Annotated in this window: 36 protein-coding genes; 35 read left to right on the top strand and 1 reads right to left on the bottom strand. The window is 38.9% G+C overall.

Annotated features, from left to right (window positions below; genetic code table 11):
- The first annotated feature begins 177 nt into the window (after window positions 1–177).
- From rpoB to U8519_RS04620, 4 genes are all read left to right on the top strand, one after another.
- Complete coding sequence (rpoB, locus tag U8519_RS04635; protein WP_334329144.1) at window positions 178–3,783, top strand: DNA-directed RNA polymerase subunit beta; 3,606 nt, start codon at window positions 178–180, stop codon at window positions 3,781–3,783.
- Between the two features lie 29 nt (window positions 3,784–3,812).
- On the top strand, window positions 3,813–7,481 hold the full coding sequence (gene rpoC, locus U8519_RS04630; protein ID WP_334329143.1) for a DNA-directed RNA polymerase subunit beta': 3,669 nt from the start codon (window positions 3,813–3,815) through the stop codon (window positions 7,479–7,481).
- Between the two features lie 163 nt (window positions 7,482–7,644).
- Complete coding sequence (locus U8519_RS04625; RefSeq protein ID WP_334329142.1) at window positions 7,645–8,457, top strand: alpha/beta hydrolase; 813 nt, start codon at window positions 7,645–7,647, stop codon at window positions 8,455–8,457.
- A 29-nt stretch (window positions 8,458–8,486) separates the two neighbouring features.
- Entirely contained in the window at window positions 8,487–9,305 is an 819-nt protein-coding gene (locus tag U8519_RS04620) for an alpha/beta hydrolase (RefSeq protein WP_334329141.1), read from the top strand.
- A gap of 4 nt (window positions 9,306–9,309) precedes the next feature.
- Here the strand turns inward: U8519_RS04620 and U8519_RS04615 are convergent, their stop codons facing one another.
- Window positions 9,310–9,978 carry a prepilin peptidase gene (locus tag U8519_RS04615; protein ID WP_334329140.1) on the bottom strand — a complete coding sequence of 223 codons (669 nt, stop codon included), beginning with the start codon at window positions 9,976–9,978 and terminating at the stop codon, window positions 9,310–9,312.
- Window positions 9,979–10,201: 223 nt separating this feature from the next.
- Between U8519_RS04615 and rpsL the strand changes: the two genes are divergently transcribed.
- From rpsL to U8519_RS04460, 31 genes are all read left to right on the top strand, one after another.
- The gene (gene rpsL, locus U8519_RS04610; RefSeq protein WP_025023861.1) at window positions 10,202–10,615 is read left to right on the top strand and encodes a 30S ribosomal protein S12; all 414 of its coding nucleotides are present in this window, start codon (window positions 10,202–10,204) and stop codon (window positions 10,613–10,615) included.
- A 44-nt stretch (window positions 10,616–10,659) separates the two neighbouring features.
- Window positions 10,660–11,127 carry a 30S ribosomal protein S7 gene (gene rpsG / locus U8519_RS04605; protein WP_334329139.1) on the top strand — a complete coding sequence of 156 codons (468 nt, stop codon included), beginning with the start codon at window positions 10,660–10,662 and terminating at the stop codon, window positions 11,125–11,127.
- 34 nt (window positions 11,128–11,161) lie between these two features.
- Window positions 11,162–13,255 (top strand): elongation factor G, encoded by a 2,094-nt coding sequence (fusA, locus tag U8519_RS04600; RefSeq protein WP_334329138.1) that lies wholly within the window; start codon window positions 11,162–11,164, stop codon window positions 13,253–13,255.
- A gap of 307 nt (window positions 13,256–13,562) precedes the next feature.
- A complete protein-coding gene (gene rpsJ, locus U8519_RS04595) occupies window positions 13,563–13,871 on the top strand; it encodes a 30S ribosomal protein S10 (RefSeq protein ID WP_025023858.1) in 309 nt (102 codons plus the stop codon).
- 31 nt (window positions 13,872–13,902) lie between these two features.
- Window positions 13,903–14,538: a 50S ribosomal protein L3 gene (rplC, locus tag U8519_RS04590; RefSeq protein WP_125568039.1), complete on the top strand. Its 636-nt coding sequence runs from the start codon at window positions 13,903–13,905 to the stop codon at window positions 14,536–14,538.
- A gap of 17 nt (window positions 14,539–14,555) precedes the next feature.
- Window positions 14,556–15,176, top strand: a complete 621-nt coding sequence (rplD, locus tag U8519_RS04585) for a 50S ribosomal protein L4 (protein WP_334329137.1) — start codon at window positions 14,556–14,558, stop codon at window positions 15,174–15,176.
- Window positions 15,176–15,463: a 50S ribosomal protein L23 gene (gene rplW / locus U8519_RS04580; protein WP_125568042.1), complete on the top strand. Its 288-nt coding sequence runs from the start codon at window positions 15,176–15,178 to the stop codon at window positions 15,461–15,463. Before rplD ends, rplW begins: the two co-directional genes overlap by 1 nt.
- A 16-nt stretch (window positions 15,464–15,479) precedes the next feature.
- The gene (rplB, locus tag U8519_RS04575; RefSeq protein WP_334329136.1) at window positions 15,480–16,313 is read left to right on the top strand and encodes a 50S ribosomal protein L2; all 834 of its coding nucleotides are present in this window, start codon (window positions 15,480–15,482) and stop codon (window positions 16,311–16,313) included.
- 34 nt (window positions 16,314–16,347) lie between these two features.
- Window positions 16,348–16,626 (top strand): 30S ribosomal protein S19, encoded by a 279-nt coding sequence (rpsS, locus tag U8519_RS04570; RefSeq protein ID WP_125568046.1) that lies wholly within the window; start codon window positions 16,348–16,350, stop codon window positions 16,624–16,626.
- A 20-nt stretch (window positions 16,627–16,646) separates the two neighbouring features.
- The gene (gene rplV / locus U8519_RS04565) at window positions 16,647–17,000 is read left to right on the top strand and encodes a 50S ribosomal protein L22 (RefSeq protein ID WP_334329135.1); all 354 of its coding nucleotides are present in this window, start codon (window positions 16,647–16,649) and stop codon (window positions 16,998–17,000) included.
- Window positions 17,001–17,017: 17 nt separating this feature from the next.
- On the top strand, window positions 17,018–17,689 hold the full coding sequence (gene rpsC, locus U8519_RS04560) for a 30S ribosomal protein S3 (RefSeq protein WP_334329134.1): 672 nt from the start codon (window positions 17,018–17,020) through the stop codon (window positions 17,687–17,689).
- 3 nt (window positions 17,690–17,692) lie between these two features.
- Window positions 17,693–18,124 carry a 50S ribosomal protein L16 gene (gene rplP / locus U8519_RS04555; protein ID WP_025023850.1) on the top strand — a complete coding sequence of 144 codons (432 nt, stop codon included), beginning with the start codon at window positions 17,693–17,695 and terminating at the stop codon, window positions 18,122–18,124.
- Window positions 18,114–18,308, top strand: coding sequence for a 50S ribosomal protein L29 (gene rpmC / locus U8519_RS04550; protein ID WP_025023849.1), 195 nt, complete (start codon window positions 18,114–18,116; stop codon window positions 18,306–18,308). Before rplP ends, rpmC begins: the two co-directional genes overlap by 11 nt.
- A gap of 23 nt (window positions 18,309–18,331) precedes the next feature.
- Window positions 18,332–18,607 (top strand): 30S ribosomal protein S17, encoded by a 276-nt coding sequence (rpsQ, locus tag U8519_RS04545; RefSeq protein WP_334329133.1) that lies wholly within the window; start codon window positions 18,332–18,334, stop codon window positions 18,605–18,607.
- 31 nt (window positions 18,608–18,638) lie between these two features.
- On the top strand, window positions 18,639–19,007 hold the full coding sequence (rplN, locus tag U8519_RS04540) for a 50S ribosomal protein L14 (protein ID WP_125568055.1): 369 nt from the start codon (window positions 18,639–18,641) through the stop codon (window positions 19,005–19,007).
- A 31-nt stretch (window positions 19,008–19,038) separates the two neighbouring features.
- The gene (gene rplX, locus U8519_RS04535) at window positions 19,039–19,284 is read left to right on the top strand and encodes a 50S ribosomal protein L24 (RefSeq protein ID WP_334329132.1); all 246 of its coding nucleotides are present in this window, start codon (window positions 19,039–19,041) and stop codon (window positions 19,282–19,284) included.
- A 16-nt stretch (window positions 19,285–19,300) separates the two neighbouring features.
- Window positions 19,301–19,843, top strand: a complete 543-nt coding sequence (gene rplE, locus U8519_RS04530; protein WP_334329131.1) for a 50S ribosomal protein L5 — start codon at window positions 19,301–19,303, stop codon at window positions 19,841–19,843.
- An 18-nt stretch (window positions 19,844–19,861) separates the two neighbouring features.
- On the top strand, window positions 19,862–20,047 hold the full coding sequence (locus U8519_RS04525) for a type Z 30S ribosomal protein S14 (protein WP_076613683.1): 186 nt from the start codon (window positions 19,862–19,864) through the stop codon (window positions 20,045–20,047).
- Between the two features lie 27 nt (window positions 20,048–20,074).
- The gene (gene rpsH, locus U8519_RS04520) at window positions 20,075–20,473 is read left to right on the top strand and encodes a 30S ribosomal protein S8 (protein WP_125587935.1); all 399 of its coding nucleotides are present in this window, start codon (window positions 20,075–20,077) and stop codon (window positions 20,471–20,473) included.
- Between the two features lie 30 nt (window positions 20,474–20,503).
- Complete coding sequence (rplF, locus tag U8519_RS04515; protein ID WP_334329130.1) at window positions 20,504–21,034, top strand: 50S ribosomal protein L6; 531 nt, start codon at window positions 20,504–20,506, stop codon at window positions 21,032–21,034.
- 19 nt (window positions 21,035–21,053) lie between these two features.
- Window positions 21,054–21,419 (top strand): 50S ribosomal protein L18, encoded by a 366-nt coding sequence (gene rplR, locus U8519_RS04510; RefSeq protein ID WP_034542556.1) that lies wholly within the window; start codon window positions 21,054–21,056, stop codon window positions 21,417–21,419.
- 18 nt (window positions 21,420–21,437) lie between these two features.
- Window positions 21,438–21,938: a 30S ribosomal protein S5 gene (rpsE, locus tag U8519_RS04505; protein ID WP_334329129.1), complete on the top strand. Its 501-nt coding sequence runs from the start codon at window positions 21,438–21,440 to the stop codon at window positions 21,936–21,938.
- Between the two features lie 17 nt (window positions 21,939–21,955).
- Window positions 21,956–22,141: a 50S ribosomal protein L30 gene (gene rpmD, locus U8519_RS04500; RefSeq protein WP_057766328.1), complete on the top strand. Its 186-nt coding sequence runs from the start codon at window positions 21,956–21,958 to the stop codon at window positions 22,139–22,141.
- A 28-nt stretch (window positions 22,142–22,169) separates the two neighbouring features.
- A complete protein-coding gene (gene rplO, locus U8519_RS04495) occupies window positions 22,170–22,610 on the top strand; it encodes a 50S ribosomal protein L15 (protein ID WP_125568069.1) in 441 nt (146 codons plus the stop codon).
- Window positions 22,610–23,902 carry a preprotein translocase subunit SecY gene (gene secY / locus U8519_RS04490; protein ID WP_334329128.1) on the top strand — a complete coding sequence of 431 codons (1,293 nt, stop codon included), beginning with the start codon at window positions 22,610–22,612 and terminating at the stop codon, window positions 23,900–23,902. The genes rplO and secY overlap by 1 nt, the downstream gene beginning before the upstream one ends.
- Window positions 23,903–23,916: 14 nt before the next feature.
- Entirely contained in the window at window positions 23,917–24,570 is a 654-nt protein-coding gene (locus U8519_RS04485; protein ID WP_334329127.1) for an adenylate kinase, read from the top strand.
- 95 nt (window positions 24,571–24,665) lie between these two features.
- Window positions 24,666–24,884, top strand: a complete 219-nt coding sequence (gene infA, locus U8519_RS04480; protein ID WP_010018544.1) for a translation initiation factor IF-1 — start codon at window positions 24,666–24,668, stop codon at window positions 24,882–24,884.
- Between the two features lie 29 nt (window positions 24,885–24,913).
- Complete coding sequence (gene rpmJ, locus U8519_RS04475) at window positions 24,914–25,030, top strand: 50S ribosomal protein L36 (protein WP_010018546.1); 117 nt, start codon at window positions 24,914–24,916, stop codon at window positions 25,028–25,030.
- Window positions 25,031–25,052: 22 nt separating this feature from the next.
- The gene (rpsM, locus tag U8519_RS04470) at window positions 25,053–25,418 is read left to right on the top strand and encodes a 30S ribosomal protein S13 (protein WP_125587930.1); all 366 of its coding nucleotides are present in this window, start codon (window positions 25,053–25,055) and stop codon (window positions 25,416–25,418) included.
- A gap of 22 nt (window positions 25,419–25,440) precedes the next feature.
- Window positions 25,441–25,827, top strand: a complete 387-nt coding sequence (rpsK, locus tag U8519_RS04465; protein ID WP_025023834.1) for a 30S ribosomal protein S11 — start codon at window positions 25,441–25,443, stop codon at window positions 25,825–25,827.
- Between the two features lie 63 nt (window positions 25,828–25,890).
- Entirely contained in the window at window positions 25,891–26,829 is a 939-nt protein-coding gene (locus U8519_RS04460) for a DNA-directed RNA polymerase subunit alpha (RefSeq protein WP_334329126.1), read from the top strand.
- The last annotated feature ends 21 nt before the right edge of the window (window positions 26,830–26,850 follow it).

Below are 26,850 nucleotides of genomic sequence, written 5' to 3'. Positions count from 1 at the left end.
GATCTATTGTCCGTGGTTATGCCGTATAAGAAAAAAGCAAAAATAGATTCAGTTCTATTTTTGGTTTTTTTTTGCCTAAAAACCGTTTTGTAAACCGTTTTCTTACAATTTGTAACACAATTGTAATATTAGACAAGGCTTTATATTTTGAACAAATTATATGTTGAGGTGAAAAATTTGACTTATCATAACGTTAATTATGGTGCACACCGTGTTCGTCGTAGTTATGCAAAGATCAAGGAAGTACTTCCACTGCCAAATTTAATAGACATCCAAACAAATTCTTATAACTGGTTCTTAGATGAAGGACTAAAAGATATGTTTGATGACATTATGCCTATTGATGATTTTGCCGGAAATCTTTCATTGGAATATGTTGACTACAAATTACTAGAACCTAAATATACAGTTGAAGAAGCAAGACAACATGATGCTAACTATTCAGCACCATTGCATGTCACTTTGAAGTTAACTAACCACGAAACTGGTGAGATCAAGACACAAGATGTCTTCTTCGGTGACTTCCCAATCATGACTGAACAAGGTACTTTCATTATCAATGGTGCCGAGCGTGTTATTGTTTCTCAATTAGTACGTTCACCTGGTATTTATTACAATGCTGATACTGATAAGAACGGTCGTGTCAACTATGGTACAACTGTTATTCCTAACCGTGGCGCATGGCTAGAATTTGAAACAGATGCTAAAGGTCTTGGATACGTAAGAATCGATAGAACTAGAAAGTTACCTATTTCTGAATTGATCAGAGCTTTAGGTTTCGGTGCTGATTCTGAGATCCTTGATATTTTTGGTGAAAATGACACATTGAACCTTACTCTTGAAAAAGATGTTCATAAGGACACAAGTGATTCACGTGTTGAAGAAGCCTTGAAGGATATCTATGAAAGACTCCGTCCTGGTGAACCAAAGACAGCAGATAGTTCTCGTTCATTACTATACGCTAGATTCTTTGACCCACGTAGATATGACATGGCTCCTGTTGGTCGTTACAAAGTCAACAAGAAACTTAACATTAAGACAAGATTATTGAATAAAACATTGGCTGAAACACTTGCTGATCCTGATACAGGTGAAGTTATTTTGGCTAAGGATACAGTTCTAGATCGCGACGCTATGAGCAAGCTTAGCCCATACCTTGATCGTGATGATTTCAAGACTGTTACTCTACAACCATCTGATGAAGGTGTCTTGACAGACCCAATCACTATTCAATCAATTAAGATCTATTCAGAAAATGATAACGAAAAAGTCGTTAACCTTATTGGTAATGGTCACATTGACGAACACGTTCGTACAATTCAACCTGCTGATATTTTAGCTGGAATCAACTACTTCTTGAACCTTAGAGAAGACATTGGTACAACTGATGATATCGATCACTTGGGTAATCGTCGTATTCGTTCAGTCGGTGAATTACTTCAAAACCAATTCCGTATTGGTTTGTCACGTATGGAACGTGTTGTACGTGAAAGAATGTCAATTCAAGACTCATCAACAGTTACACCTCAACAATTGATCAATATTAGACCTGTTGTAGCTTCAATCAAGGAATTCTTTGGTTCATCACAATTGTCACAATTCATGGATCAGACTAACCCACTTGGTGAGCTAGAACACAAGCGTCGTCTATCAGCTCTTGGACCTGGTGGTTTGACTCGTGATCGTGCCGGATATGAAGTTCGTGACGTTCACTATACTCACTACGGTCGTATGTGCCCAATCGAAACTCCCGAAGGTCCTAATATCGGACTTATCAATAACTTGGCTAGTTATGCCATTATTAATAAGTATGGTTTCATCGAAACACCATATCGTCGTGTTTCATGGGATACACATAAGGTTACAGATAAGATCGATTACTTAACAGCTGATGAAGAAGATAACTACATCGTTGCTCAGGCTAATACTCTATTGAATGACGATGGTTCATTCGTTGATAATACAATTTTGGCTCGTCACAAAGATGACAATATTGAAACAACACCTGAAAAAGTCGATTACATGGACGTTTCACCTAAGCAAGTAGTTTCTGTTGCTACTGCATGTATTCCTTTCTTGGAAAACGATGATTCTAACCGTGCCTTGATGGGTGCTAACATGCAACGTCAAGCTGTTCCTTTGATCAATCCACATGCTCCACTTGTTGGTACAAGTATGGAATATATCGCAGCTCATGATTCTGGTGCTGCTTTACTTGCAAAACATGATGGTACGATCGAATATGTTGATGCTAAGAAGATCACTATCAAACGTGATGATGACGGCACAACTGATGAATATAAAGTTACAAAATTCCGTCGTTCAAATAATGGTAAGAGTTACAACCAAAGACCTATTGTACGTAAGGGTGAAGAAGTTAAGACTGGTGATATTATTGCCGATGGTCCAGCAATGGAAAATGGTGAATTAGCACTTGGTCAAAACCCACTTATTGCCTTTATGACATGGAACATGTACAACTATGAAGATGCCATTGTGCTTTCAGAGAAGCTTGTACGTGAAGATGCATATACTTCAATCCATATTGAGGAATACGAATCAGAAGCACGTGATACAAAGCTTGGACCTGAAGAGATCACACGTGAGATTCCTAACGTTGGTGAAGAATCACTTAAGGATCTTGATGAATTTGGTATTATCCGTGTTGGTGCTGAAGTACGTGATGGCGATATCTTAGTTGGTAAGGTTACACCTAAGGGTGTTACAGAATTATCAGCTGAGGAACGTCTATTGCACGCTATCTTCGGTGAAAAAGCCCGTGAAGTACGTGATACTTCACTTCGTGTACCACATGGTGGTGGCGGTATTATCCAAGACGTTAAGGTATTTACTCGTGAAGCCGGCGATGAATTAGACCCAGGTGTTAACATGTTAGTTCGTGTTTACATCGCTCAAAAGCGTAAGATTCAAGTTGGTGACAAGATGGCCGGACGTCATGGTAACAAAGGTACTGTCTCAATCGTTGTTCCACAAGAAGATATGCCATACATGCCTGATGGTACTCCAGTAGATATTCTATTGAACCCAATGGGTGTTCCATCACGTATGAATATCGGACAAGTTCTAGACCTTCACTTAGGAATGGCTGCTAGAAAACTTGGTATCCATGTTGCTACACCTGTTTTCGATGGTGTTCAAGATGATGAATTATGGGATATTGTTAAAGAAGCTGATATGGATTCAGATGGTAAGTCGATCCTTTATGATGGACGTACTGGTGAACCATTCAAGAACCGTGTTGCCGTTGGTGTCATGTACTACATGAAGTTAGCCCACATGGTTGATGATAAGTTGCATGCTCGTTCAATCGGACCATACTCACTAGTTACTCAACAACCACTTGGTGGTAAAGCACAATTTGGTGGACAGAGATTTGGTGAAATGGAAGTTTGGGCACTTGAAGCTTATGGTGCTGCTTATACACTTCAAGAAATCTTGACATACAAGTCAGATGATATCGTTGGTCGTGTGAAGACTTACGAAGCTATCGTCAAAGGTGAAAGTATTCCTAAGCCAGGTGTTCCGGAATCATTCCGTGTTCTGGTCAAAGAATTGCAAGCCTTAGGACTTGATATGAAGGTTCTTGATTCTCATAAGAAAGAAATCGAACTTAGAGATATGGATGAAGATGAAGATACAGTAAGTATTGACGCTCTATCTAAGTTTGCTAAACAACAAGAACAAAAACGTGCTGAAGAAGAAGCTAAGAAGCTTGAAGAACAACAATCAGCCGAATCAACAAGTACTAAATCAGAAAAATAGTAATAATTTAGATTTAGGGAGGTAACCTTTTGATAGACGTTAATAAATTTGAAAGTATGCAAATTGGTTTAGCATCTCCTGACAAGATTCGTAGCTGGTCTTATGGAGAAGTTAAGAAACCTGAAACAATCAACTACCGTACTTTGAAACCAGAAAAAGATGGTCTATTCGATGAAAGAATCTTTGGACCAACTAAAGACTGGGAATGTGCCTGTGGTAAGTACAAACGTATCCGTTATAAGGGTATTGTCTGTGACCGCTGTGGTGTTGAAGTTACACGTTCAAAGGTTCGTCGTGAACGTATGGCTCACATCGAATTAGCTGCACCAGTTACACATATCTGGTATTTCAAGGGTATCCCATCACGTATGGGACTTGTATTGGACATGAGCCCAAGAAACCTTGAAGAAGTAATTTACTTTGCTTCATATGTTGTTATTGATCCAGGTGAAACAGACCTAGAACAAAGACAACTACTTACAGAATCAGAATATCGTAAGAAGCGTGAAGAATTCGGTGATAAATTCGTTGCCAAGATGGGTGCCGAAGGTATCAGAGAACTTCTCAGCAAAGTCGATATGGATGCTGAAGTTAAAGAATTACGTGAAACATTAAAGACTGCACAAGGTCAAAAACGTACACGTGCTATCAGACGTTTGGATATTATCAGTGCTTTCCAAAAATCTGGTAACAAACCTGAATGGATGGTAATGGAAGCTATTCCCGTTATCCCACCAGATCTACGTCCAATGGTTCAACTTGAAGGTGGCCGTTTCGCTACTTCCGACTTGAACGATTTGTATCGTCGTGTAATTAACCGTAATAACCGTTTGAAGAGATTGTTAGATCTACATGCACCTAACATCATCGTTCAAAACGAAAAGAGAATGTTGCAAGAGGCTGTTGATGCCTTGATCGATAATGGTCGTCGTGGCCGTCCTGTTACAGGACCTGGTAACCGTCCATTGAAGTCACTATCACATATGCTTAAAGGTAAGCAAGGACGTTTCCGTCAAAACTTACTTGGTAAACGTGTTGACTATTCTGGTCGTTCAGTTATCGATGTTGGTCCTACATTGAAGTTCTATCAATGTGGACTTCCTCGTGAAATGGCTCTTGAATTGTTCAAGCCATTCGTTATGCACGAATTAGTTAAACGTGAAATTGCTTCTAACGTTAAAAACGCTAGAAGAAAGATCGATCGTCAAGATGATGACATCTGGGATGTACTAGAAGACGTTATTAAAGAACGTCCAGTATTACTTAACCGTGCCCCTACACTTCACAGACTTGGTATTCAAGCCTTTGAACCTGTATTGGTTGATGGTAAGTCAATCCGTCTTCACCCATTGGCTTGTGAAGCTTACAATGCCGATTTCGATGGTGATCAGATGGCCATCCACGTTCCTCTATCAGACGAAGCTCAAGCTGAAGCACGTATGCTTATGCTTGCTGCTCACCATATCCTTGCTCCTAAAGATGGTAAGCCTATCGTTACACCATCACAGGACGTTGTTTTGGGTAACTACTACTTGACAATTGAAACAAGACATATGACTGGTGAAGGTAAGATCTTCAAGGATTCAAACGAAGTTCAAACTGCATTACTCAATGGTGATGTTCACTATCATTCAAGAATTGGTTTGGCTGTATCATCAATGCCAAACAAGCCATTCAAAGATGATCAACGTGATAAGATCATGATGACTAGTGTTGGTAAGGTTATCTTCAACGAAATTCTTCCAGAAGATTTCCCATACTTGAACGAACCAACTGATGATAATTTGGAAAATGGTGTTCCTGACAAGTACTTCTTAGGTAAAGGTGAAGACATTAACAAACGTCTTGATGAAATGGATCTTGTAGACCCAATCAAGAGTGGTTACATGTCAGATATCATTGCCAAAGTATTCAAGGTTTACCGTGTTCAAAGAACATCATCACTTCTTGATGACATGAAGGAATTAGGTTACACAATCTGTACTATCTCTGGATTGACAGTTGGTGTTACTGATGTTCCTAACTTAACTGAAAAACCTGAAATCATTGAAAAAGCCCACAAACAAGTTGCTTCTATTTCTAAGCAATTCCGTCGTGGTCTTATCACTGATGATGAACGACATGATCGTGTTATTAGTGTTTGGAATGACACTAAGGATGAGATCCAACAATTACTAATTGATTCATTCGATCCAACAAACCCTATTTCAATGATGTCGGACTCTGGTGCCCGTGGTAACATCTCAAACTTTACACAGCTAGCCGGTATGCGTGGACTTATGGCTGCCCCTAACGGTGGTATGATGGAAATCCCTGTTATTTCTAACTTCCGTGAAGGACTATCTGTCTTGGAAATGTTCATGTCAACCCACGGTGCTCGTAAAGGTATGACTGATACGGCCTTGAAGACAGCTAACTCAGGTTACTTGACTCGTCGTCTTGTTGATGTTGCTCAAGATGTTATCGTTCGTGAAGAAGATTGTGGTACTGACCGTGGACTTCTAGTAAGTTCAATTATGGAAGGTACAGATATGATCGAACCATTGTATGACCGTCTTGTTGGACGTTATACACAAAAGACTGTTAAAGATCCTGAAACTGGTGAAGTTCTTGCTGCTCGTGGAGTTCTTATGGACGAAAACTTGGCACAAAAGATCGTTGATGCTGGTGTTAAGGAAGTAACAATCCGTTCTGCATTTACTTGTGATACAAAACACGGTGTATGTAAGAAATGTTATGGTCGTAACTTGGCTACTGGCGAAGAAGTTGAAATTGGTGAAGCAGTTGGTACTGTTGCTGCTCAATCGATCGGTGAACCAGGTACACAATTGACTATGCGTAACTTCCATACCGGTGGTGTTGCTGGTGGCGACGATATTACACAAGGACTTCCTCGTGTTCAAGAAATCGTTGAAGCTAGAAACCCTAAAGGTCTTGCAGTTATTTCAGAGGTTGACGGTACTGTTACTGCCATCGATGAAAACCCTGCAGAACATACTAAGGAAATCACTGTTGAAGGTGACATTGATACTAGATCATACAGTGTTCCTTATACATCAAGTGTTGCTGTTGCTGAAGGCGATCACGTTGATCGTGGTGGCAAGTTGACACAAGGTTCAATTGATCCTAAGGAATTGATCAAGGTTACAAACGTTCAAACAACAGAAAACTATCTACTTGCAGAAGTTCAAAAAGTTTACCGTATGCAAGGTGTTGATATTTCTGATAAGCATTTCGAGGTTATGATCAGACAAATGCTTCGTAAGATCAGAATCCTTGATCCAGGTGATACTGATGTATTACCAGGTCAATTAATGGATATTTCTCAATTTACAGATCACAACCGTGAGACATTGTTCAACGGTGGTATCCCTGCTACAGGACGTCCAGTATTGCTTGGTATTACTAAGGCATCTCTTGAAACTAACAGTTTCTTGTCAGCTGCTTCCTTCCAGGAAACAACAAGAGTTCTTACTGATGCATCTATCAGAGGTAAGAATGATCCACTTCTTGGACTTAAGGAAAATGTTATTATTGGTAAGCTTATCCCTGCTGGTACAGGTATGGCTAAGTACAACCACATGGAACCTAAGAAAACAGGTCCTATGGCTGATAACTCACTTAATGGTGCTTACACAATTTCAGACATCGAAGCTCAAATGAAAGCTGAAGATGCTGCAAAAGAAGAAAAACACTAATTAGTTAAAACTATCCCGTCACAATTGAGTGACGGGATTTTTTTTATTCTAAAAATGATTACAAATTGTATATGATTTAATTATTATTAATTATTGAATACAATGTACAAATAAATAATTAAGTTTAAAATAGATGTATAAACAGGTTGTTAAGAGGGAGCACATGGAGAAACAGAAATTATCGTATAAAGACCATATTTTTGAATTAGATACTTATTGGTTAGACCCTATCAAGGATTTTAAAGTCGCAGTTAACCATCCAATAGCGATTATTTATCCTGGTGGGAGATTTACTTTCCAAACCGATCGTGAAGCACAACCAATTGCTTTGAAATTTGCAGCAGAAGGTTTTCATGCCATTGTCTTACACTATCAACTAATTGCAGACAATACGCCGGTATATCCACTAGCATTACAAGAGACTGCCGTTACCTTGAACTGGCTAGAGACTCAAACCGAGATCCATCAAATCGATTTAAACCGAGTCGTTTTGGTTGGTTTTTCTGCCGGTGGACACGTAGTTGCTAATTTCAATTCCATTATGACTGATCCTAATTTGAGAAAAAAAATTATTCCTGAATCATTAGATGTATTACCAGCAGCTAATTTCTTGTGTTATCCAGTAATTGATTTAACTGCTGGATATCCCAAAACACCAGAACATAGATCAGCCGTCACTGAAGATAAATTTTATTGGCAATCACAGGAACACTTAACTAGTAAGGCCAAACCAACGTTTATCTGGCAGACAGTCGATGACATGACAGTACCAGTGAAAAATTCTTTGTTGTACGCTCAAAAGATGGAACAGTTAGGATTACCATTTGAACTTCATTTATTTACTTCTGGCAAACATGGTTTGTCATTAGGAACACGTGTGACTCAACAACCTGGGAATGATTTACATTTAAATGAAGCTGTTTCCGTATGGTGGAAGTTAGGAATGAATTGGCTGAGGTTGATCGGTATTTTGTAGTTGAATCGATTTCCGAGGAGATGTTTTTTATGAATACACAAAAATTGTCATATAAAAATATTGAATTTATTATTGATACTTATTGGCTAGACCCAATCAGTGATTTTACTTCGGAAGTAAAACATCCTTTAGTAATAATTTTTCCGGGTGGAGGTTTCACTTTTCATTCCGATCGTGAATCACAACCGATTGCTCTCAAGTTTGCAGCAGAAGGAGTTCATGCAATTGTTTTGCATTATAAGTTGATCAATGATGGCAAACCGGTCTATCCGTTATCTCTACAAGAGACAGCAGTTACTTTGAATTGGATCAAAACCCAAGCCCAAATACATCAGATTGACTTGAATAAGATTTTTTTGATTGGCTTTTCCGCTGGTGGACATGTTGTAGCGAATTACAATTCTTTGATGACGGATCCAGAGACTAGTAAAGATATCTTTGATGAACCAATTGAAGTACAACCTTGTGTTACGATTTTGAGTTATTCTGTCATTGATCTGACAATGGGATTTCCAGACAACAATGATTTTGCAATGAAGATCAGTCCAGATATTTTTTATTGGCAAACGCAAGAACACTTAACCAAGCATTCTAAGCCAACTTTTATTTGGCAAACTGTTAGTGATGAGACGGTCCCAGTTATGAATTCTATCGTCTATGCTCAAAAAATGGATCTTCTAGGCTTGTCGTATGAATTGCATTTGTTTGCGACTGGACGCCATGGCTTGTCCTTAGCGACGCATATTACCGAAGATCCGGGTGAAGGATCATACGTGAATTATTCAGATGCAAAGTGGTGGAGCATGTGTATGAATTGGCTGAAGTTACAACGAGTTTTACCAGTTTGATAAATTAAGAGATCAGATAGACTATTCCGGTAGCAATCGTAAGATAAGGAATAAATCTAAATGATCTCTTTTTGTCTGTCATGAATTTGAGAATACATAATAGACAGGCAAGCAAAATTATTTTCAGAATATTTTCCAGACCGAAGATAACGGCCAATAACCCCAGTAGTTCAACATCTCCTAAGCCAATGTTCTGATAGACTCGGTTAAGTACTAGTAGAGAGGTGTATACGAGTAATCCGGCTATAAAATGAAGCGGATAGTGGTTAAGAAGGGCGTATATAAAAGCAGGTAGGCTTAATAAGTACAAAATGGAATAGATGTATCCGTAATAGTGATCCATAAAACCCAACAAGATCATCATTAGCGTTATCGGTACGGCAATATACAGGTCTTTATCTTGAATTAGTAGGATCAAAAAGAATAATCCGCCAAGTGATTCGGTAAGTGGATAGACGATTGGTATTTTAGTCAGGCAGCTTTTGCAAGTTCCGCTGGTTAAAATAAATCCCAAGATAGGTACTAATTCGTACCATTTCAAGATTTTATGACAGTGATCGCAAGAAGATCTGCGATTTATTGAAATTTTTGGGAAATCATGTGCCATAACGGTTAGAAATGAGACTATACTAGAACCTAGGGTAAATACTATTAAATAAAATAAATATGTCATTTTATCACCTCAAACTAAATTACGTGTTTTATTTGTATCTTTTCTCTGATACTTCATTGACATGTACTTTTTAAGATGATATTCTAATAGACGTGCTTTTATTAGCAGAGTAGTAGTTTGTTTAAGTATAAGCTCAGATCGTATGCCACTCAGGTGGTTTATTATTTTGCAAAATTATGAACCACCTGGATGTGTGTACTTAAATTTTTAGGAGGAACCTTGAATGCCTACAATTAATCAATTAGTACGTAAAGGCCGCAAGTCACAAGGGTCAAAATCAAATGCCCCTGCATTGAACTACGGTTACAACAGTATGAAGAAAGTTGCTACAAAGAACCCAGCACCACAAAAACGTGGTGTAGCAACTCGTGTCGGAACAATGACACCAAAGAAGCCTAACTCAGCCCTACGTAAGTATGCCCGTGTTAGACTATCAAACCTTATCGAAGTTACAGCATATATCCCAGGTGTTGGCCACAACTTGCAAGAGCATAGTGTTGTCCTTGTCCGTGGTGGACGTGTAAAGGATCTACCTGGTGTTCGTTATCACGTTGTTCGTGGTGCTTTAGATACTGCCGGTGTTGATGGACGTATGCAAAGTCGTTCAAAATATGGTGCTAAGAAGCCTAAGAAATAATTAAATCACAAACAAAGAAATAAGTAATAACGGAGGAATTTAATATGCGTAAAGGTAGCGCTCCAAAACGTGATGTTTTACCAGATCCAATGTACAACTCAAAATTAGTTACACGTTTGATCAATCATTTAATGTACGATGGTAAGAGAGGAACTGCTTCAACAATTCTCTACCGTGCATTTGATATTATTAAAGACAAGACTGGCAACGAACCATTGGATGTCTTCGAAGAAGCCATGAACAATGTTATGCCTGTTCTTGAAGTTAAGGCTCGCCGTATCGGTGGTTCTAACTACCAAATCCCTATCGAAGTACGTCCAGATCGTCGTACAACATTAGGTCTTCGCTGGATCGTTAGCTATGCTCGTCTACGTGGTGAACATACTATGGACCAACGTCTTGCAAATGAAATTATGGATGCAGCTAACAACACAGGTGCAGCTGTTAAGAAACGTGAAGATACACATAAGATGGCTGATGCTAACCGTGCATTCGCTCATTATCGTTGGTAATTAAATAGTAAATTGAGAGGAGAAACAAAGTCTAATGGCTAATAAACGTGAATTTCCACTAGAAGAAACTCGTAATATTGGTATCATGGCCCATATCGATGCTGGTAAGACTACAACTACAGAACGTATCTTGTACTATACTGGTAAGATCCACAAGATTGGTGAAACACATGATGGTGCTTCACAAATGGACTGGATGGCCCAAGAACAAGAACGTGGTATTACTATTACATCTGCTGCTACAACAGCTGAATGGAAAGGTAACCGTATCAACATCATCGATACCCCAGGACACGTTGACTTCACAATCGAAGTTGAACGTTCACTACGTGTTCTAGATGGTGCTATTACAGTTCTTGATGCTCAATCTGGTGTTGAACCACAAACTGAAAATGTTTGGCGTCAAGCTTCAACATACGGTGTTCCACGTATCGTCTTTGTTAACAAGATGGATAAAATCGGTGCTAACTTTGACTACTCAGTAGAAACACTTCATGAAAGACTAGATGCTAATGCCCATGCTATCCAAATGCCAATCGGTGCTGAGGATCAATTCGAGGGTGTTATCGACTTGATCGAAATGAAAGCTGATCTTTATGATGAAGATGAACTAGGTACAAAGTGGGATACAGTTGATGTTCCTGACGAATACTTAGAAACAGCTAAAGAAAAACGTGCTGAATTAGTTGAATCAGTTGCTGATGTTGATGACGACATCATGGATAAATATCTAAATGGTGACGAAATCAGCAATGATGAATTGCGTAAGGCAATCAGAAAAGCTACTATCGACTTGAAATTCTTCCCTGTACTTGCAGGTTCTGCCTTCAAGAACAAGGGTGTTCAAATGTTGATGGATGCTGTTGTTGATTACTTACCATCACCACTTGATGTTCGTCCTTACAATGCTACAAATCCTAAGGATGACAGCCAAGTTGAATTGATTGCTGATGATAGCAAGCCATTTGCTGGTCTTGCATTTAAGATCGCTACTGATCCATTCGTTGGACGTCTAACATACATCCGTGTATATAGAGGTTCACTAGAATCAGGTTCATACGTTCTTAATGCTACAAAAGACAAGCGTGAACGTGTTGGTCGTTTGCTACAAATGCATTCTAACCACCGTAAGGAAATCCCAGAAGTATTCTCAGGTGATATCGCTGCTGTTATCGGTTTGAAGAATACTACAACTGGTGACTCACTTACGGATCCTGACGAACCATTGATTCTTGAATCATTGGATATTCCAGATCCAGTTATCCAAGTTTCTATCGAACCTGATTCAAAGGAAGATAGAGATAAGATGGATCTAGCTATCCAAAAACTATCTGAAGAAGATCCTACTTTCCAAGCTGAAACAAATCCTGAAACTGGTGAAACATTGATTGCCGGAATGGGTGAATTACACTTGGATATCATGGTTGACCGTATGAAACGTGAATTCAAGGTCGCATGTAAAGTTGGTGAACCACAAGTTGCTTACCGTGAAACATTCACTAAGCAAACAAGTGCTCAAGGTAAGTTCGTTCGTCAATCTGGTGGTAAAGGTCAATATGGTGATGTTTGGGTTGAATTTACACCAAACGAAGAAGGAAAAGGTTTCGAATTCGAAGATGCCATCGTCGGTGGTGTTGTTCCTCGTGAATACATTCCTTCAGTTGAACAAGGCTTGAAAGAATCAATGGAAAATGGTGTTCTTGCTGGATACCCATTGATCGATGTTAAGGCTAAGTTGTATGATGGTTCATACCACGAAGTCGATTCATCAGAAGCTGCCTTCAAGATCGCCGCTTCACTTGCATTGCGTAATGCTGCTAAGAATGCTGGTGCCGTAATTCTTGAACCTATTATGAAGGTTGAAATTGTTACTCCAGAAGATTACTTAGGTGATGTTATGGGACAAGTAACAGCTCGTCGTGGACGTGTTGAAGGAATGGAAGCTCGTGGTAATGCACAACTTATCAATTCATTCGTTCCACTTTCAGAAATGTTCGGTTACGCTACAACACTTCGTTCAGCAACACAAGGCCGTGGTACTTTCACAATGACATTTGATCATTACGAGAAGGTTCCTAAGTCAATCCAAGCTGACATTATTAAAAAGAACGGCGGAGACGCTGAATAATTTTTAAAATTGCAAACCCAGTCGGGTTTGCTTTTTTTTTACAATTTTTTGAGTGTTTCTTCTATAATAAGAAAACGTATTTCAAATTCAAAAAAAACATGAAAACTCTTGAAATATGGTGAGACCGCGTGTATTATTATAAGAGTGCTTATTTCCAGGAGAAGTATGTGCTTAGAGGTATTTAAAATAAATATCGACGGTTTAGAAGTGAGAGGTTGCGACACACCCGGCCGCTTTGCCACGGCAGGGCTGGCGGATATTTTCACGGAGCCGGTCATCTTGAAAGAGACAAAAAGGAGGTAACCCCATGGCAAGTCAAAAAATTCGCATTCGTTTGAAGGCTTATGAACATCGTATTCTAGATCAATCAGCTGACAAAATTGTGGAAACAGCAAAAAGAACTGGTGCTAAGATTTCAGGTCCAATTCCTTTGCCAACAGAACGTTCATTATATACAGTGTTGAGTTCACCACATAAGCATAAGGATTCTAGAGAACAATTCGAAATGCGTACACATAAGAGACTTATTGACATCGTTAATCCATCACCAAAGACGGTTGATTCATTAATGAAGCTAGATCTACCATCAGGCGTAGATATTGAAATTAAATTATAATTATTAAAAATAAATTATTGGAGGTGCAAACATGGCCAGAAAAGGAATTCTTGGTAAAAAAGTCGGAATGACTCAAGTTTTTACTGACAACGGTGAATTAATTCCCGTAACAGTTGTAGAAGCAACACCAAATGTTGTTATGCAAGTTAAAACAGTAGAAACTGACGGTTATGAGGCCGTTCAACTAGGTTTTGAAGATAGACGTGAAGTTCTATCAAACAAACCTGCCAAAGGTCATGCAGATAAGGCAAACACAGCTCCTAAACATTACATTCGCGAATTCCGCGATGTTGAAATGGGAGATTATGAATTAGGTGGAGAAGTTACAGTAGATACATTTAATTCAGGTGATGTTGTCGACGTTACAGGTATTACAAAGGGACATGGAATGCAAGGTAACATTAAGAGATTTGGACAAGCTCGTGGTCCTGAAACTCACGGTTCTAGATATCACCGTGTTGCAGGTTCAATGGGTGCCATCATTAACCGTGTATTCAAAGGTAAGATGCTTCCCGGACGTATGGGTAACAATCGCGTAACTACACAAAACTTAACTATTGTTAAGGTTGATGCAGATCGTAATGTAATTATGATCAAGGGTAATGTACCTGGCGCAACAAAATCATTAGTTAAAATTCAAACAGCTATTAAAGCTAATCAAAAATAGGAAGGAGGAAATGAGTTATGACAAAAATCACAGCTTACAAAGATAGCGGTGCTGAGAACGGTACTGTTGAAGTAAATGATGCAATTTTTGGTATCGAACCAAACAACAACGTGATCACAGATGCAGTTATCATGCAACGTGCCTCATTAAGACAAGGTACACATGATGTTAAGAACCGCTCTGAAGTACGTGGTGGTGGAAAGAAGCCATGGCGTCAAAAGGGTACAGGTCGTGCTCGTCAAGGTTCAATCAGATCACCTCAATGGGTAGGTGGTGGTGTCGTATTTGGCCCAACACCTAGATCTTATTCATACCACCTTCCTAAGAAGGTTGGCCGTTTGGCATTGAAGTCTGTACTTTCACAAAAAGCTGCTGACGGTAACCTAATCGTTATTGACTCAATTTCATACGACAAACCAAGTACAAAGAGTTTTGCACAATTGCTTAACAAGTTAGGCGCAGACAAGGCTCTTGTAGTTGTTGAAGATGGTAATGACAACGTTGCTTTATCAGCTAGAAACATTGATAAAGTTACAGTTGTTGCACCAGAAGGTGTTAACGTTCTTGACGTTATTAACGCTAAGAAGTTAGTTGTTACACAAGCAGCACTTTCTAAGATTGAGGAGGTGCTTGGATAATGAGCGCAAGAGACGTAATTATTCGCCCAGTTATCACTGAAAGCTCAATGGATGCTATGAGCGACAAGAAATATACTTTTGATGTTGCACTTGATGCAAACAAAGTACTTGTTCGTCAATCAATTGAAGAAGTTTTCGGTGTTAAAGTTAAAAAAGTAAACATCATGAATGTTGCTGGTAAGAAGAAGCGCCAAGGCCGTTATGTTGGTACAACAGCAAAACGTCGTAAGGCAATTGTTACACTTACAGCAGATTCAGATGAAATCAAAATTTTTGATGAAGAATAAATAAGGAGGTCAAATAATGGCGATTATCAAGTATAAGCCAACCACAAATGGTCGTCGTAATATGACAGGTTCTGACTTTTCAGAGATCACAAAGACAACTCCTGAAAAGACACTTCTAGAATCACAAAGCCATACAGCCGGTCGTAACTCTTACGGTCATATTACAGTTCGTCACCGTGGCGGTGGTCACAAACAAAAATACCGTGTTATTGATTTCAAACGATTAAAAGACGGTGTCAAAGCTACAGTTAAATCTATTGAATACGATCCTAACCGTACAGCTAACATTGCATTACTACACTACTCAGATGGTGTTAAGTCATACATTTTAGCTCCTAAGGGTCTTGAAGTTGGACAAGTTGTTGAATCAGGTGTTGATGCAGATATCAAACCCGGTAACGCACTTCCACTAGAAAACATTCCAGTTGGTACAATTCTACACAACGTAGAAATGAAACCTGGTAAAGGTGGTCAACTAGGACGTTCTGCTGGTACTTCAATTCAATTGCTTGGTAGAGATGGTAAGTACTCATTGTTACGTTTACCTTCAGGTGAAGTACGTATGGTACTTTCAAAATGCCGTGCAACAGTTGGTGCTATTGGTAATGAACAACATGAATTAATTAAGATTGGTAAAGCTGGACGTAAACGTTGGCAAGGATTTAGACCAACAGTTCGTGGATCAGTTATGAACCCTAACGATCACCCACATGGTGGTGGTGAAGGTAAAGCTCCTATCGGTCATCCATCACCAATGTCACCATGGGGTAAGAAGACCTTGGGTAAGAAGACTCGTTCATCACATGCCAAATCTGAAAAACTTATCGTTCGTCATAGAAAAGGTAAGTAGTTATTTCGTTAGAATAATATAAGGAGGACATAAGATGAGTCGTAGTTTAAAAAAAGGACCATTCGCTGACGCACATCTTTTAAAGAAGGTTGAAGCTCAAGCAGATTCTGATAAAAAATCAGTTATCAAAACATGGTCAAGACGTTCAACAATTTTTCCTAGTTTCGTAGGATACACAATCGCAGTTCATGATGGTCGTAAGCATGTTCCAGTTTATATTCAAGAAGATATGGTTGGACATAAGTTAGGTGAATTCGTACCTACACGTACTTTCCATGGTCATGGTACTGACGACAAGAAGACAGCTAAGTAATAAGAAGGGAGACTTAAAAGATGGCAGAACAAGAAATTACATCTGCAACAGCCAGAGTAAAGAATGTTCGTATTGCACCTCGCAAAGCTCGCCTTGTTATTGATTTAATAAGAGGCAAGAACGCTGCTGAGGCACTTGCAATGTTGCAATTCACACCAAGAGCAGGCTCTCCAATTATTGCCAAAGCTCTTAAGTCAGCAATTGCAAACGCAGAACATAACTTTGATTTAGATGCACAAAACTTAATCGTTAGCGAAGCATTCGTTGACGAAGGACCAACTCTAAAACGTTTCCGTCCTAGAGCTAAAGGTTCAGCATCACCAATTAACAAGAGAACAAGTCACATTACAGTTGTTGTAAGTGAAAAAGAATAGTATTGGAGGTAACTTGAGTGGGTCAAAAGATTAATCCAGTAGGATTTCGTGTCGGCGTTATTCGTGACTGGGATGCCAAATGGTATGCAGAAAAAGACTTTTCAACATTTTTACACGAAGACCTTAAAATTCGTAAGTATATTGAAGACAAGCTTTCAAATGCTTCCGTATCAAGAATTGAAATCGAACGTACTGCAAAGAACGTAACAGTTTCAATTCATACCGCTAAACCAGGTATGGTCATCGGTAAAGGTGGATCAGAAGTTGAAAAATTACGTAATGAACTAAATAAATTAGTTAACAGAAACATTCATATTAATATTATCGAAATTAAGAAACCTGATTTGGATGCTAAACTTGTTGGTGAGAACATTGCTCGTCAACTAGAAGCTCGTATCGCATTCAGACGTGCACAACGTCAAGCTGTTCAACGCTCAAGACGTGCAGGTGCTAAGGGTATCAAAGTTCAAATTTCTGGTCGTTTAAACGGTGCCGATATGGCTCGTAGAGAATGGCATACAGAAGGAACTGTTCCTCTACACACATTGCGTGCAGATATCGATTATGCTTGGGTTGAAGCAGCCACAACATATGGTAATTTAGGTGTTAAGACTTGGATTTACCGTGGTGAAATTCTTCCTGACAAGCCAAATCATAACCAAGAAAAAAATGAAGGGAAAGGAGAATAATCTATGCTAGTACCAAAACGTGTAAAACACCGTCGTGAATTCCGTGGTAAGATGCGCGGAGAAGCTAAGGGTGGTAAGAATGTTGATTTTGGTGATTACGGTTTGAAGTCACTTGACTCAAGTTGGATCTCAAATAGACAAATTGAAGCAGCCCGTGTCGCAATGACTCGTTACATGAAGCGTGGTGGTAAGGTTTGGATTAAAATCTTCCCTCATAAATCATACACTGCAAAAGGTGTCGGAGTTCGTATGGGTAATGGTAAAGGTGCACCTGCTGGTTGGGTAGCTCCTGTAAAGCGTGAAAAAGTCTTATTCGAAATCGGTGGCGTTCCTGAAGAAGTAGCCCGCGAAGCATTGAGACTTGCATCTCACAAATTACCAGTTAGAACTAAGTTCGTAAAACGTGAGGAAGTAGGTGGCGCTGATGAAGGCTAGTGAAATCAAAGAGCTAACTGCTGCTCAATTGCAAGACAAAGTTAACGAATATAAAGAAGAATTATTCAACTTGCGTTTCCAACAAGCCACAGGCCAATTGGAAAACACAGCTCGTCTTAAAGCTGTAAGAAAGAACATTGCAAGATTAAGAACAGTTCAAAATCAAAAGAATAACGAAAACTAATAAACAGGAAGGGAGATCTCAAGTTGAGCGAAACACAAGAAAGCCGTAATAGCCGTAAGGTATACCAAGGCCGCGTTGTATCAGACAAGATGGACAAAACTATCGTAGTTGTTGTTGAAACATACAAGAACCACCCTGTATACAAGAAGCGTGTTAAGTATTCAAAGAAGTTCTACGTTCAAGATGAAAAGAACGAAGCAAAGATTGGCGATGTTGTACGTATCATGGAAACTCGACCTTTGTCAAAGACAAAGCGCTTCCGTTTATTAGAAATCGTCGAAAAAGCAGTCATTATCTAGAAACAATTACTGATGAGAGGAGGACCAAGAAGTGATTCAACAAGAAAGTCGTCTAAAAGTTGCAGATAACTCTGGAGCTCGTGAAATTCTAACTATTAAAGTTCTTGGTGGTTCAAGCCGTAAGACAGCTAATATCGGAGACGTTATTGTTGCTACAGTTAAACAAGCAACACCAGGTGGCGTTGTTAAAAAGGGTGACGTTGTTAAGGCCGTTATCGTAAGAACAGTGTCCGGTGCTCACCGTACAGATGGTTCTTACATCAGATTTGACGAAAACGCTGCGGTTATTATTAACGCTGACAAGACACCTAGAGGAACTCGTATCTTCGGACCCGTTGCTCGTGAACTACGTGATAACGATTTTATGAAGATCGTCTCATTAGCACCAGAAGTGCTATAAAAAGATCAATTAACTCAGGAGGTGCTGAATAGTGTTTGTAAAAACTGGAGACAACGTTAAAATTATTTCTGGTGATAGCAAGGGCAAGGAAGGCGTAGTTAAAAAAGCTATTCCTTCAGCTAACAAAGTTATCGTCGAAGGCGTAAATGTTGTTAAGAAACACTCGAAGCCAACTAATACACAACCTCAAGGTGGAATCATCGACGTTGAGAGACCTATTAGTGCAACTAACGTAAAAGTAGTAAGTAAATCATCTGATAAAAAAGAAGACAAATAAGAAAGGAGAAAACTAAATGGCTAATGCATTAAAAGAAATGTATGTAAAAGAAATTACACCATCAATGATGGAAAAATTCAATTACACATCAGTTATGCAAACACCAAAGATCGAAAAGATCGTTTTGAACATGGGTGTTGGTGACGCAATTGCTAACTCAAAGAATCTTGACGAAGCAGTTGAAGAATTAGGCCAAATTGCTGGTCAAAAACCTTTAATTACAAAGGCTAAGAAATCAATCGCTGGTTTTAGACTTCGTGAAGGTATGTCAATCGGTGCTAAAGTTACTCTTCGTGGTGACCGCATGTATGACTTCCTTGACAAGTTGATCAACATTGCATTACCTCGTGTTCGTGATTTCCGTGGTGTAAGTACACGCTCATTTGATGGCCGTGGTAACTATACACTAGGTATCAAGGAACAATTGGTTTTCCCAGAAATTGATTACGATAAGGTTAACAAGATTCGCGGATTGGACGTTGTTATTGTAACAACAGCCAACACTGATGAAGAATCACGTGAACTATTAACACAAATCGGAATGCCATTCACAAAATAATTAAGGAGGTCAAATTCATTGGCTAAGACATCTCAAATTGTACGGAATCATAGACCTGCTAAGTTCTCATCACAAGCATACACACGTTGCGAACGTTGTGGACGTCCACATTCTGTATATCGTAAATTCAAGCTTTGCCGTATTTGCCTTCGCGATTTGGCTCATAAAGGTCAAATTCCTGGCATGAGAAAAGCTAGTTGGTAGAAAACAACCTATAAGGAGGTAAATTTAATGGTCATGACAGATCCTATTGCGGATTACCTAACACGTATTCGTAACGCTAATATGGTTAAACATGAATCTCTAGAAGTTCCTGCTTCAAACATCAAGAAGAGTATTTCAGAGATTTTGAAGAATGAAGGATTTATCAAGGATTACGAAGTTATCGAAGATAACAAACAAGGTGTACTTCGTATTTTCCTTAAGTATGGTAAAGATCAACAACGCGTCATCACTGGTTTGAAACGTATTTCAAGACCAGGTCTACGTAGTTACGTTGATTCAGATAACGTACCAAAGGTTCTTAATGGATTAGGTATCGCTATTCTTTCAACATCAAAAGGTGTTATTACTGATAAAGAAGCCCGCGCACAACACGTTGGTGGCGAAGTAATTGCTTATATTTGGTAAAATTTTTAAAAGACAAGGAGGTGCACTAATTTGAGTCGTATCGGTTATAAGGTAATTGAAGTACCAGAAGGTGTAACAATTACTCAAAAAGACGAAAATATCACTGTTAAAGGCCCTAAGGGTGAATTAACAAGACATTTCAATTCAAAAATCAAGTTAACTCTTGAAGGAAACGAAGCTAAGTTTGATCGTGAAAGCGAAAATGACAAAGCTCTTCATGGTACAATGCGTGCCAACCTTAACAACATGGTCGAAGGTGTAACAAAAGGTTTCGAAAAGAAGCTTGAACTACGAGGTGTTGGTTACCGTGCACAAGTTAAAGGTGACACACTAACACTTTCAGTTGGTTACTCACATCCTGTTGTTATGGATGCACCAAAAGGTATTAAGATCGAATCTCCTTCAAATACTGAAATCAACATTTCAGGTATTAGTAAGCAAAAGGTTGGACAATTTGCTGCTGAGATTCGCGACGTACGTCCCCCAGAACCATATAAGGGTAAAGGTATTCGTTATGTTGACGAATATGTACGTCGTAAAGAAGGTAAGACTGGTAAATAGTTCTAAATAATTCTATGAGGTGAATATTGTGATTTCAAAACCAGATAAAAACAAAGCACGTCAAAAGCGTCAAAAACGTGTTCGTGGTAAAATCTCTGGTACTGCTGAGCGCCCACGCTTAAATGTATTCCGTTCGAACAAAAACATTTACGCTCAAGTAATTGATGACGTAAAGGGTGTAACGCTAGCAAGTGCCTCAACTCTTGATAAAGAAGTCAAAGACGGTTCAAAAGTTGAACAAGCTAAAGCTGTTGGTGCATTAGTTGCACAAAGAGCAAATGAAGCTAAAATTAGTAATGTTGTATTTGATCGTGGAGGATACCTATACCATGGTCGTGTACAAAGTCTTGCTGAAGCAGCTCGTGAAAATGGGCTAAAATTCTAGAAGGAGGAAACCAAATTTATGACATATATCGATCCATCTCAATTCGAACTAGAAGATCGCGTTGTCTCAATCAACCGTGTTACTAAGGTTGTTAAAGGTGGACGCCGTCTACGTTTTGCTGCTATCGTAATCGTTGGTGACAAGAATGGTCACGTCGGTTTTGGTACAGGTAAAGCTCAAGAAGTTCCTGAAGCCATTCGTAAAGCTGTTGAAGATGCTAAAAAGAACTTAATTAATGTTCCTATGGTAGGTTCAACAATTCCTCACGAAGTTATCGGTAGATATGGTGCAGGTAAGATCATGTTGAAGCCAGCCGTTGAAGGTTCTGGTATCGCTGCTGGTGGTGCCGTTCGTGCCGTTCTCGAATTAGCCGGTGTTGGTGATATTACAAGTAAGTCACTTGGTAGAAATACACCAATCAACGTAATTCGTGCTACAATCGAAGGTCTAAAAGAAATCAAGACTGCTGAAAGTGTTGCAGAAATGCGCGGAATCTCAGCTCAAAACTTGCTTAACTAGAAGAAAGGTGTGTAATAATGGCTAAACTTAAGATTACTCTTATTAGAAGTGCAGCTCACCGCCTTCCTGCTCAACGTACAATTGTTAAAGAACTAGGACTCGGAAGAGTTAATAGTTCTGTTGTTAAGCCGGATGATCCTGCTATTCGTGGTGCTGTATTAAAAATCGCTCACTTAGTAAGTGTCGAAGAAGTTAAAGATTAATAATTTTTAAAGATTAGGAGGTGCAATAATGGAACTAAACGAACTTAAACCAAGTACAGGCTCAAGACATTCAAGAAAACGTCTAGGTCGTGGTACTTCAAGTGGCCAAGGTAAAACTGCTGGTCGTGGACAAAAAGGTCAATTAGCTAGATCAGGTGGTAAAACACGTATTGGTTTTGAAGGTGGACAAATGCCATTGTTCCGTCGTATGCCAAAACGTGGTTTCTACAATATCAACCGCAAGGAATACGCTATTGTAAACCTTAAAGACCTAAGCAAGTTTAATGACGGTGCTGAAGTTAATATCGATACATTAAAAGAAGCTGGAATCGTTAAGAAAGAATATAACGGTGTCAAATTACTTGCAAACGGCGAAGTTAGTGCTAAGTTAACTGTAAAAGTTGCTAAAAGCTCTGACGCTGCTACTAAAGCAATCGAAGCTGCTGGTGGAACTGTAGAGGTGATCTAATGCTTAGAACTATCAGAGATGCTCTAAAGGTGAAGGAAATCCGTAAAAAGATCCTATTTACCTTGATGTTACTTGTGATATATCGTTTAGGATCACAAATTACGGTCCCTGGTGTTAACGCTGCTGCGATGGACAAGGTTAGTTCCTCAGGGTTAGTTCCCCTACTGGATACCGTAACTGGTGGTGGTCTTTCAAACTACTCTATTTTCTCAATGGGTGTTTCACCATTCATTACCGCTCAAATTGTTGTTCAACTGTTACAAATGGATATTGTTCCTAAGTTCGTTGAATGGAGTAAACAAGGTGAAGTTGGTCGTAGAAAACTAAATCAAGTAACGAGATATTTGACGATTGTTTTAGGTTTTGTTCAATCAATCGGTATCACTGCTGGATTTAACCAATTGAGTGGTTTGGGACTAGTTAAGTCACCAAATATGAGAGCATTCATAACAATTGGTGTCATCTTAACCGGTGGTACTATGTTGCTTACTTGGATTGGTGAACAGATTACTGATAAAGGTTTAGGAAATGGTGTTTCAGTAATTATCTTCGCTGGTATCATTGCTAGATTCCCTAATGGGGTTTATCAAATTTATCGCGATAATATTATTAACGCTGATTCCGCAGACCTTGCAAAGAATATTGGATTTATGGTCGGATTGGCCGTTGCTATTCTAATAGTTGTCTTGTTCGTTACTTACGTACAACAAGCAAATAGAAGAATTCCAATTCAATATACAAGACGTGCAGCCGGAAGTGGTAGCGAAAGTTTCCTACCATTGAAAGTTAACGTTGCTGGTGTTATTCCAGTTATCTTCGCTAGTTCATTTATTGTTACGCCTCAAACAATCTTGATGGCGTTCCAAAGTCACAGTGAAGATACTTGGTATCAAGTATTAACTAATATATTCAGTATGCAAACGACGACAGGATCTCTACTATATACATTGTTGATTGTGTTATTCACATTCTTCTATGCATTTGTTCAAGTAAATCCTGAGAAGCTTGCTGAAAACTTGCAAAAGCAGGGAGCTTATATCCCTGGTGTATGGCCTGGTAATGAAACTATCAAGTTCATGTCAGGTGTCCTAATGAGACTTTCAACCGTTGGTTCAGTGTTCCTAGGACTTGTTTCATTGCTTCCATTACTAGCTGCTAACTTATTCAACTTACCTCAATCCATCGGATTAGGTGGTACGAGTTTGTTGATCATCGTTGGTGTTGCTTTGGAAATGGATCGACAATTAAGAGGTCTATTGATGAAACGTGAATACGTTGGATTTATTAGATAATTGGAGATGTGACGATGAATATTGTATTGATGGGATTACCTGGTGCTGGTAAGGGTACTCAAGCAGAAAAGATTGTTGAAGATTTTAAGGTTGTTCATATTTCTACTGGAGATATGTTCAGACAAGCCATGTCTGATAAAACTGAAGTTGGCTTAAAAGCCAAGAGCTTTATCGACAAAGGTGCGTTGGTTCCTGATGACGTTACCGAAGCTATCGTTGAAGAACGCTTAGCTAAAGAAGACGTTCAAAAGAGTGGATATATGCTTGATGGATTTCCGAGAACTCTTGAACAGGCAAATGCTTTACAGACAATTGCAAAGAATGTAAACAAACCTATAGATGCCGTCATCTACATAGATGTAAAGCCTGAGGCATTAGTTGATCGTTTATCTGGAAGATATATTTGTTCAAAATGTGGAGCTACTTATCATAAGATCTACAATCCTACTAAGGTTGAAGGAACATGTGACGTCTGTGGCGGACATGATTTCTTCCAACGTGAGGATGACAAGCCAGAAACAGTTAAGAACAGATTAAAAGTTAATATTGAAATGAATACACCATTAATTGATTTTTATGATAAGTTAAACTTGTTACATAAAATCAATGGTGAACAAGAAATAGATGAAGTTTATAACGAAGTAAAGAAAGTTTTACAAAGTCTGTAAGACTTTTTACTTTTATTTGTTTACATGTTCGTGAGATTATTGTATAATCTTGCGGTATATGCAGATGAATTTCATCCCGATGGAGGTTAATATCTTTGGCAAAAGAAGATGTCATTGAAGTAGAAGGTACAATTTCAGAAACATTGCCTAATGCAATGTTCAAGGTAAAGCTTGAAAATGGAGCAACTGTGTTGGCCCATGTCTCAGGTAAAATCCGTATGCACTACATTAGAATTTTACCCGGTGATAAAGTTACCGTGGAATTATCCCCTTATGATTTAACCAAGGGAAGAATTACATATAGATACAGATAATTTGATTTTAATGGAATGGAGGTTCCAACATGAAAGTAAGACCATCCGTTAAACCTATGTGCGAACACTGTAAAGTAATTAAGAGACGCGGTCGCGTTATGGTTATTTGCTCTGCAGATCCAAAGCACAAACAAAGACAAGGATAATAAAATATAGGAGGTGCAATTAATGGCTCGTATAGCAGGTGTAGATTTACCTCGTGATAAGAGAATCGTTATTGCCTTAACATACATTTTTGGTATTGGTAACACAACAGCCCAAAAAGTGCTAAAAGATGCCGGCGTTTCTGAAGACGTACGTACAAGAGACTTAACTCCTGATCAAGAAGATAAGATTCGTGCAGAAGTTGATAAGGTACGTGTTGAAGGTGACTTACGTCGTTCAGTAAGCATGGACATTAAGAGACTACAAGAAATTGGTTCATACCGTGGTATGAGACATCGTCGTGGTTTGCCAGTTAGAGGTCAAAACACAAAGAATAATGCAAGAACTCGTAAAGGTAAGAAAGTATCTATCGCGGGTAAGAAGAAGTAATTAACAGTTAGGAGGTTAATTCATGGCACAAAGTAAAGGTCGTAAGCGCCGTACTAAGAAGCATATTGAATCTGGTGTTGCACATATCCACTCCACATTCAACAACACACTAGTTATGATCACTGATGTTAACGGTAATGCCGTTTCATGGTCATCAGCTGGTGCACTAGGATTCAAAGGAAGCCGTAAGTCAACACCATTTGCCGCACAAATGGCTGGTGAAGCTGCTGCTAAAGAATCAATGGAACATGGTATGAAAACAGTCGAAGTAGCTGTTAAGGGTCCTGGTTCAGGTCGTGAAGCTGCAATTCGTTCATTACAAGCTACTGGATTGGAAATCACAGCTATTCGTGACGTTACACCAGTTCCTCACAATGGCTCACGTCCTCCAAAGCGTCGTCGTGTATAGAATGGTTTTATACCCATATGAACTAAGCTACACACATTTCGTTTTGAAAGGGGAACTAACCGAATGATCGAATTTGAAAAGCCAACTATCACTGCAGTTGAAGAAAGCAATGATTACGGTAAATATATTATCGAACCGTTGGAAAGAGGTTATGGTACAACTTTAGGTAACTCTCTACGTAGAGTACTATTGGCATCATTACCAGGAACAGCGGTTTCAGATATTCAAATAGATGGTGTATTGCATGAATTCTCAGCTATTGATGGTGTGATCGAAGACGTTACACAAATCGTGTTAAACGTTAAAGGTCTTAATCTTAAATCTTATGCTGAAGACAGTTTAAAAGCTGAAGTCGACGTTGTTGGTCCTGCTACTGTAACAGCCAAAGACATCAAAGCTGACGATGATTTGGAAATCCTCGATCCAGAACAATTTATTTGTACTGTTGCTGAGGGTGGACACTTCCACATGCAAATGACAATTAAAAATGGTCGTGGATATACTCCTGCAGAACAAAATAAAACAGATGAGACACCTATCGGTGTTTTACCAGTTGACTCTATTTTTACACCAGTAGATAAAGTTAACTATCAAGTTGAAAACACTCGTGTGGGTAAGAGAAACGACTTCGACAAATTAACAATTGATATCTGGACAAATGGTTCAATTGGACCACGAGAAGCTATTAGTTTGTCTGCTAAGATCCTTACAGAACACTTAACTAGTTTTGTAAACCTTACAGAAGAAGCTAAGAGCGCTGATATGATGATCGAAAAAGAAGAAACACAAAAAGAGAAGAAGCTTGAAATGACAATTGAAGAATTGGACTTATCAGTTCGTTCATACAATTGTTTGAAGCGTGCCGGTATTAATACTGTGCAAGAGCTTACTGAAAAATCTGAAGCTGATATGATGAGAGTTCGTAATCTTGGACGCAAGTCATTAGTTGAAGTTAAAGAAAAGCTCGCTGATCTTGGATTGTCATTAAGGCAAGAAGACTAATAGTCTGAAATTCAAACAGGA

The sequence above is a fragment of the Companilactobacillus sp. HBUAS59699 genome, assembly GCF_036913575.1.
Classification (GTDB): Bacteria; Bacillota; Bacilli; order Lactobacillales; family Lactobacillaceae; genus Companilactobacillus.
The sequence above is the reverse complement of the archived record's forward strand: the minus strand, read 5'-3'. Positions and strand labels throughout refer to the sequence as shown.

Bases quoted from the DNA above. Each gene is read 5' to 3' on its own strand.
- rpsK (WP_025023834.1), top strand. From the start codon at position 25,441: ATGGCACAAAGTAAAGGTCGTAAGCGCCGTACTAAGAAGCATATTGAA.
- U8519_RS04615 (WP_334329140.1), bottom strand. From the start codon at position 9,978: ATGACATATTTATTTTATTTAATAGTATTTACCCTAGGTTCTAGTATA.
- fusA (WP_334329138.1), top strand. From the start codon at position 11,162: ATGGCTAATAAACGTGAATTTCCACTAGAAGAAACTCGTAATATTGGT.
- rplP (WP_025023850.1), top strand. From the start codon at position 17,693: ATGCTAGTACCAAAACGTGTAAAACACCGTCGTGAATTCCGTGGTAAG.
- rplE (WP_334329131.1), top strand. From the start codon at position 19,301: ATGGCTAATGCATTAAAAGAAATGTATGTAAAAGAAATTACACCATCA.
- rpmC (WP_025023849.1), top strand. From the start codon at position 18,114: ATGAAGGCTAGTGAAATCAAAGAGCTAACTGCTGCTCAATTGCAAGAC.
- secY (WP_334329128.1), top strand. From the start codon at position 22,610: ATGCTTAGAACTATCAGAGATGCTCTAAAGGTGAAGGAAATCCGTAAA.
- rpsL (WP_025023861.1), top strand. From the start codon at position 10,202: ATGCCTACAATTAATCAATTAGTACGTAAAGGCCGCAAGTCACAAGGG.
- rpsH (WP_125587935.1), top strand. From the start codon at position 20,075: ATGGTCATGACAGATCCTATTGCGGATTACCTAACACGTATTCGTAAC.
- rpsJ (WP_025023858.1), top strand. From the start codon at position 13,563: ATGGCAAGTCAAAAAATTCGCATTCGTTTGAAGGCTTATGAACATCGT.
- rpsE (WP_334329129.1), top strand. From the start codon at position 21,438: ATGACATATATCGATCCATCTCAATTCGAACTAGAAGATCGCGTTGTC.
- U8519_RS04485 (WP_334329127.1), top strand. From the start codon at position 23,917: ATGAATATTGTATTGATGGGATTACCTGGTGCTGGTAAGGGTACTCAA.
- U8519_RS04460 (WP_334329126.1), top strand. From the start codon at position 25,891: ATGATCGAATTTGAAAAGCCAACTATCACTGCAGTTGAAGAAAGCAAT.
- U8519_RS04625 (WP_334329142.1), top strand. From the start codon at position 7,645: ATGGAGAAACAGAAATTATCGTATAAAGACCATATTTTTGAATTAGAT.
- rplW (WP_125568042.1), top strand. From the start codon at position 15,176: ATGAGCGCAAGAGACGTAATTATTCGCCCAGTTATCACTGAAAGCTCA.
- U8519_RS04620 (WP_334329141.1), top strand. From the start codon at position 8,487: ATGAATACACAAAAATTGTCATATAAAAATATTGAATTTATTATTGAT.
- rpsM (WP_125587930.1), top strand. From the start codon at position 25,053: ATGGCTCGTATAGCAGGTGTAGATTTACCTCGTGATAAGAGAATCGTT.
- rpsG (WP_334329139.1), top strand. From the start codon at position 10,660: ATGCGTAAAGGTAGCGCTCCAAAACGTGATGTTTTACCAGATCCAATG.
- rplV (WP_334329135.1), top strand. From the start codon at position 16,647: ATGGCAGAACAAGAAATTACATCTGCAACAGCCAGAGTAAAGAATGTT.
- rplC (WP_125568039.1), top strand. From the start codon at position 13,903: ATGGCCAGAAAAGGAATTCTTGGTAAAAAAGTCGGAATGACTCAAGTT.
- rplO (WP_125568069.1), top strand. From the start codon at position 22,170: ATGGAACTAAACGAACTTAAACCAAGTACAGGCTCAAGACATTCAAGA.
- rplB (WP_334329136.1), top strand. From the start codon at position 15,480: ATGGCGATTATCAAGTATAAGCCAACCACAAATGGTCGTCGTAATATG.
- rpmJ (WP_010018546.1), top strand. From the start codon at position 24,914: ATGAAAGTAAGACCATCCGTTAAACCTATGTGCGAACACTGTAAAGTA.
- rplD (WP_334329137.1), top strand. From the start codon at position 14,556: ATGACAAAAATCACAGCTTACAAAGATAGCGGTGCTGAGAACGGTACT.
- rpmD (WP_057766328.1), top strand. From the start codon at position 21,956: ATGGCTAAACTTAAGATTACTCTTATTAGAAGTGCAGCTCACCGCCTT.
- rpsS (WP_125568046.1), top strand. From the start codon at position 16,348: ATGAGTCGTAGTTTAAAAAAAGGACCATTCGCTGACGCACATCTTTTA.